Annotated in this window: 7 protein-coding genes; 4 read left to right on the top strand and 3 right to left on the bottom strand. The window is 37.4% G+C overall.

What is annotated here, in order from left to right; translation table 11 throughout:
- Positions 1-258, bottom strand: a 258-nt coding sequence (locus tag ABIQ28_RS15315) for a DnaJ domain-containing protein (RefSeq protein ID WP_348038866.1), incomplete at its 3' end; no start/stop codon positions are given.
- A gap of 211 nt (positions 259-469) precedes the next feature.
- Between ABIQ28_RS15315 and ABIQ28_RS15310 the strand changes: the two genes are divergently transcribed.
- The 3 genes from ABIQ28_RS15310 (at position 470) to ABIQ28_RS15300 (ending at position 3,819) form a co-directional block, all read left to right on the top strand.
- Positions 470-1,084 (top strand): SprT-like domain-containing protein, encoded by a 615-nt coding sequence (locus ABIQ28_RS15310; protein WP_348038864.1) that lies wholly within the window; start codon positions 470-472, stop codon positions 1,082-1,084.
- A gap of 110 nt (positions 1,085-1,194) precedes the next feature.
- Complete coding sequence (locus tag ABIQ28_RS15305) at positions 1,195-2,277, top strand: mannose-1-phosphate guanylyltransferase (RefSeq protein ID WP_348038862.1); 1,083 nt, start codon at positions 1,195-1,197, stop codon at positions 2,275-2,277.
- 69 nt (positions 2,278-2,346) lie between these two features.
- Positions 2,347-3,819 carry a DUF389 domain-containing protein gene (locus tag ABIQ28_RS15300; RefSeq protein ID WP_348038860.1) on the top strand — a complete coding sequence of 491 codons (1,473 nt, stop codon included), beginning with the start codon at positions 2,347-2,349 and terminating at the stop codon, positions 3,817-3,819.
- A 280-nt stretch (positions 3,820-4,099) separates the two neighbouring features.
- Here the strand turns inward: ABIQ28_RS15300 and ABIQ28_RS15295 are convergent, their stop codons facing one another.
- Positions 4,100-4,867, bottom strand: a complete 768-nt coding sequence (locus tag ABIQ28_RS15295) for an ATP-binding cassette domain-containing protein (protein ID WP_348038858.1) — start codon at positions 4,865-4,867, stop codon at positions 4,100-4,102.
- Positions 4,867-5,604 (bottom strand): ABC transporter permease, encoded by a 738-nt coding sequence (locus tag ABIQ28_RS15290; RefSeq protein ID WP_348038856.1) that lies wholly within the window; start codon positions 5,602-5,604, stop codon positions 4,867-4,869. The genes ABIQ28_RS15295 and ABIQ28_RS15290 overlap by 1 nt, the downstream gene beginning before the upstream one ends.
- 114 nt (positions 5,605-5,718) lie before the next feature.
- On the opposite strand from ABIQ28_RS15290, the gene ABIQ28_RS15285 reads away from it, so the two are divergent.
- Positions 5,719-6,374, top strand: a 656-nt coding sequence (locus ABIQ28_RS15285) for an alkaline phosphatase family protein (protein ID WP_348038854.1), incomplete at its 3' end; no start/stop codon positions are given.

Here is a 6,374-nt window from a genome sequence, read left to right as displayed (position 1 = left end):
GGTGCCTTCGGGCGCGATCATGATCGAATAGCCCTGCTGCCAGTCTTTACCGTACTTGTCGTATTTTTTTCGTTTTTCTGGATCACTCAGAACTTCATTGGCCTCGTTGATTTCCTTAAATTTATGCTCAGCGGTTTTATCGTTCGGATTAATATCGGGATGGTGTTTTCGTGCCAATTTTCGATAAGCTTTTTTGACCTCTGCCGTTGTAGCCGATTTGTCAATGCCCAATACTTTGTAATAATCTATAAATGCCATACGTTCTTTTATGAGATTAGAGTTTTTTAAATGTCTTAAATGGTTAATTTTTCATTCGTGAATGAAGCCGTTTAGCTAATTAGTACCTGAAATTATAACACATTATTGTAATGGTCATAAAACTCGCAGCTTTTATTTTTGGATTAGATTTTGTCATCTAAATTTACGAAATTCTTTAAACAATCTCGCCAAATCCCTTATTTTTGCCACTATGCACAATACCCTTCAAGAATATATTCCATATCAGGCAATTCCTGAGGTTATGGAGCTTTTAAAGCATGATAATTTGGTGGTGAAAATAAAAAATGAACGTAAAACACGTCATGGCGATTATCGGAGGTTACCCAACAACAAGCACCAGATTACCATAAACTCCAATTTAAATCACTACCGATTTTTGGTCACGTTGATTCATGAGATCGCGCATTTTGAGGCTTATCACATCTACGGGCGATATATTAAACCTCATGGTAAGGAGTGGAAACATACGTTTCAAAAATTGATGTTGCCTTTTTTAAATCCGAATGTGTTTCCAAATGAATTATTGCCGCTTTTGGCACGACATTTTAAAAACCCAAAAGCCAGCAGTGATACGGATACAAAATTAGCTTTAGCCTTAAAACAGTTTGATCCTCCTAATGATAAAACCTATGTTTTTGAAGTGCCTTTAGGAAGTGAGTTCCAACTTTATAATGGGCGCATTTTTAGAAAGGGTATAAAAAGACGAACGCGGTATGAAGGTGTTGAAGTTGCGTCAGGAAAGTTGTATCTTTTCAACCCAAATGCTGAGGTGGACTTAATTCCTGCGAAGGCAGGAAATTCTTGATAGAATTCAGTTGTTAATATAGTCTCTATGCGTTGCGATATAATGCATTTCGGATGATAGAGTATTTCAAGTATAAATTTAAAGATTCCTGCTTGCACAGGAATGTTAATATGAAGAATAAAAATTATTATGCCATCTTAATGGCAGGAGGTGTCGGATCACGGTTTTGGCCGGTAAGTACACAGGATTTTCCAAAGCAGTTCCATGATATGTTGGGAACAGGGGATACCCTGATTCAAAAGACTTTCCAAAGATTGGCGCAATTGATTCCTAAAGAGAATATTTTTATTCTCACCAATGCCATCTATGAGGATTTGGTTTTTCTGCAATTGCCTGATGTGACCAAGCGCCAAGTTTTGTTGGAGCCTGCCATGCGCAATACCGCCCCATGTATTTTATATGCTTCTTTGAAAATTCAAAAGGAAAATCCTGATGCGGTCATGATTGTGGCACCAAGTGATCATTGGATTGAAGACGAAGTTAAATTTACCCAAAATGTACAACAGGCTTTTGATTTTTGTGAAACCAACGATGCACTGATGACGCTTGGTATTCAGCCCACGTTTCCAAATACAGGGTTTGGATATATTGAATATGATAAGGTCTCCACAAAGGCTATTAAATCGGTAAAACAATTCCGCGAAAAACCTGATTACGAAACAGCAAAATCTTTCATCACACAGGGTAATTTCCTGTGGAATGCGGGTATTTTTATGTGGAGTGCCAAAAGTGTCATTAAAGCCTTTCAATTTCATCAACCTAAATTATTTGAACTTTTTGAAAAGGGAATCGCCATTTATAATACGGATGATGAAGATTTTTTTATAGCAGAAAACTACGAAAAATCAGAAAACATTTCCGTGGATTACGCCATTATGGAAGCTTCAGACAAGGTGTATGTGTTGCTTGCAGAATTTGATTGGAACGATTTGGGAACTTGGGGAAGTTTATATGATAAACTCGATAAGGATGCCAGCCAAAATGCTGTAGTAAATGCAAGGACTTTGACCGAAGATGCCACAGGAAATATGATCATGACAAAGGATAATAAAATTGTCGTTATTGACGGTCTCAAAGATTATATAATTGTTGACAAAGACGATGTTTTACTTATATTTCCAAAGTCCAAGGAACAAGACATTAAAGAAGTACTTCATCTTGTAAAGGAAAAGTTCGGTGAGAATTATGGATGATTTTAAATATTAAAAACATTATCGTCTTTTTTTCACACCTCACACCGCCAACCACCAATTACTGAATTAATGGAAGAAAATAAATTTAATTTTTCCGAAGAAGAAAAAACGAGTCAACAGGATAAAGTTGTTGAGGCATCTAAGGAAGCGGTAAAGAAAGATGCCCAAGGTTTGTGGGAAAGCATCAAAACATTTTTCAGTGAACTCTTGGATTTTAGGCATGACACTGATAAGGACGCCACTTTGGTGGCCATTAAGGGCGATATTTCCTTTAAAGGCGCAACCTCGTGGATTTTGATTTGCTCTATTTTTGTGGCTTCCGTTGGCTTGAATGCCAATTCAACTGCAGTAGTTATTGGTGCCATGTTGATTTCTCCGTTGATGGGCCCAATTTTAGGTGTTGGTCTCTCACTTGCCATTAATGATGTGGATACCCTAAAACGATCTCTGACCAATTTAATGATCATGATTGCTTTGAGTTTGATCACGGCGTTTTTGTTCTTTAAATTCTTCCCGCTTAGTGAAGATACGTCGGAATTGTTAGGGCGTGTCAAACCAGATATTCGTGACGTGTTGATAGCTTTTTTTGGCGGATTGGCCTTGATTATTGCCAAAACCAAAAGAGGGACGATCGCTTCGGCAATCTTTGGTGTGGCCATTGCCACGGCATTGATGCCACCATTATGTACCGCCGGCTATGGTTTGGCCAAAGGTAATTTCCCCTATTTTCTTGGTGCCATGTATTTGTTTACGATCAATACTATTTTTATAGCTTTGGCAACATTTATTGTCCTCAAAATATTAGGCTTCCCTATGCTTAAATATGTCAATTCTGCAAAGCGAAATCGAACGTCCAGAATTGCGACCATTGTCGCTATTATTGTAATGATTCCAGCAACATTTACGTTCATTGATGTATGGCGACAAAGCAAATTTGAGAATGATGCACAAGCTTTTTTGAATAAGGAACTGGAGCAATTGCCGCATCCCGATTTTATAAAAGCAAATGCGATTTTTACCTATTCTGAAAAAAAAGGAGAACCCTCGATTTTAGAGCTGAATAGTTTTGGATTAGATCAAATACCTGATAATACCATTGCGGTGCTCAAAGGTCGAATGAAAGATTACCCAGCACTTGCAAATGCCCTGTTGGTTTTTAATCAAAACCGTTCAAAAAACTTAGATAATCTGCACTATATGTCCCAATTGCGATATCGCGATTCTTTGGATCTATTATCTCAAGCGGAAAAAATCGACTTTCTTGAAAATAAGGTTAGAAAACTATCAAAATATGAAGCGCTCCAAATTCCTTTTGAAGAATTGACCAAGGAGGTGAAAATCAATTATGAGCATATTGATCAGTTGTCATATGCAACGGTCATTTCATCTAACTTTAAAAGGTTGGATACCATTTCAGAATTTACCGTAAAGTGGGATAATACCATAAAAGCAGATGCTATTGCCAAAGAGCAGAATAAGTTGGAGCGATGGTTAAAGCAAAAGTATAAGTTGGATACTTTGGTGGTGAGACGGGAAAAGTAGTTTGTTGTTGAGTTGTTTGTTGTTGAGGTGTTAAGTTGAGAAATTGAAATTGAAGTCGAACTTGAAATTGAAATGAGATATAACTTTAATTAGTAATCTTATAAAAAAAATCCTACTTTTTAAGTATAAACGAGCCTCAATAAAAACTGAAAATACAGTTTAAAGACTGAAGACTGAAGACTGAAGACTGAGGACTGAGGACTGAAGACTGAGGACTGAGGATTGACTTGCCCGTCCGAAGCTTTAGCGGAGGCTTGAATACTGAAGACTGCCAACTGAACTACATATCCTCCTCCAAATACATCTTTTGTACCCGTTGAAACAAATCTGAAGAATACACAAAACCTGTCACGGCTTCGTTATTTGTTTTAAATATGTTTTTATTCGAGCCTTCCCACTCTTTAAGTCCGTCTTTTAAGAAAATAATTTTCTCGCCAATTTCCATTACGGAGTTCATATCATGGGTATTGATAATGGTCGTAATATCATACTCACGTGTAATTTCTTGAATCAAATTATCAATAACCGTAGCTGTTTTTGGATCCAATCCTGAGTTAGGCTCATCGCAAAACAAATATTTAGGTTGGTTAACAATAGCTCTGGCAATGGCGACTCGTTTTTGCATCCCTCCCGAAGCTTCACTCGGCAATTTATTATGGTCATCGTCAAGATTTACCCTTTTTAAAACTTCGTTTACCCGATCGCTCATCTCGCTATTGCTTTGTTTGGTAAACATGCGCAAGGGGAATTTTACGTTTTCAGCAATGGTCATCGAGTCAAAAAGCGCACTTCCTTGAAAAACCATGCCCATTTTGGCTCTTAAATTACTTTTTTCGTCAGGAGTCAAATCTGAATAATTTGTGCCATCGTAGGTGATGGTGCCTTTATCAGGAGTATGTAAGCCCAACAATGTCTTTAAAAAAACAGTCTTTCCCGAGCCACTTTGCCCAATGATGAGGTTGGTCTTTCCCTTTTCAAACGTCGTGGAAATTCCTTTTAAGATTTCAATATCACCAAAGGATTTATGGATGTCATTAACTTCAATCATTAGCTTAGCAACATTTGGGTTAGTATATAGTTTAAAAGAATGATGGCTACACTCGTCCAGACAAATGAGGTTGTACTGGCTTTACCAACTTCCAATGCGCCACCTTTCATATAATAACCATAATAAGAAGGTATGGTAGCTAATAAAAAAGCAAAAACAAAGGTCTTAATAAAGGCGTAAACGATGTGAAATGGTATAAAGTCCATTTGAAGACCCGTAACATAATCGTCTAATGTGGCAAATCCTCCGAAAACACAAGCGGCCATACCACCAATAATTCCCAAGAACATCGCAATGGAAATCAAAAACGGGTAGAGCATAAGCGCAATAAACTTAGGAAACACCAAGTAGTTTATGGCATTGATCCCCATGACCTCCAAAGCATCGATTTGCTCAGTTACGCGCATGGTTCCAATGCTGGATGTTATGAAAGAGCCTACTTTTCCTGCCATAATAATGGAGATAAATGTGGGCGCAAACTCTAAAATAATCGATTGTCTTGTCGCAAAACCTACCAACGATTTTGGAATAATCGGACTGGTCATATTCAACGCCGTTTGGATGGTAACGACACCTCCAACAAAAAAGGAAATAAAAGCTACAATACCTAAGGAGTTAATAATCAAATCATCAATGTCCTTAAAAATTAAATGCCGCATAACCGACCATTTGGTGCGTTTGCGGAACATTTCCTTTATCATCAATAAGTATTGACCAATATTATGTAGGTAGCTCATATTAAACTTTTATAACTGCTAATTTAAATAAAACTGCGACGTATTTAATCTTTATTTCAATTTTAGATAGTTTAAAAAAGCCGTATGTTTGATTGTTGAATTTAATAAATAAAAATGAAAAAAGTAATTTCCTCCATTCTGTTTGCCTTGTTTTTTGTCTCTACATTCCAAGCTCAGCAACAGAATGCAAAAAAACAGACCAACAAAGATAACACTATTCAAACGCAACCAAAATTAATTGTAGGCATTGTTGTCGATCAAATGCGATACGATTACCTCACGCGTTTTTATGACAAATATGGCGATGGTGGGTTTAAGCGAATGATGAATGAAGGCTTCAATTGCCAGAACAATCACTTTAATTATGTCCCAACTTACACAGCGCCTGGGCACACCTCTGTTTATACGGGAACCACGCCTAAATATCACGGCATTATAGGGAATGATTGGTATGACAAAGAAATCAAAAAATCGGTGTATTGCGCTGGTGATGATAGCGTACAATCTGTAGGAACTACAGATAATGCTGGTAAAATGTCGCCACACCGTATGAAAACAACCACTTTTGCTGATGAAAACCGATTGTTTACGCAAATGCGAGGAAAAACGATTGGAATAGCACTTAAGGATAGAGGCGCAATTCTTCCAGCAGGTCATACGGCAAATGCAGCGTATTGGTTTCATGGAAAAGATGAAGGACGTTGGATTACCAGTACCTTTTATATGAACGAATTACCAAAATGGGTGCAAGATTTCAATAGCTCAAATCA

It is taken from the genome of Gelidibacter sp. (genome assembly GCF_039916245.1).
Classification (GTDB): Bacteria; Bacteroidota; Bacteroidia; order Flavobacteriales; family Flavobacteriaceae; genus Gelidibacter.
Note: the sequence above shows the minus strand (reverse complement) of the source record. Positions and strands in the feature narration are given on the sequence as shown.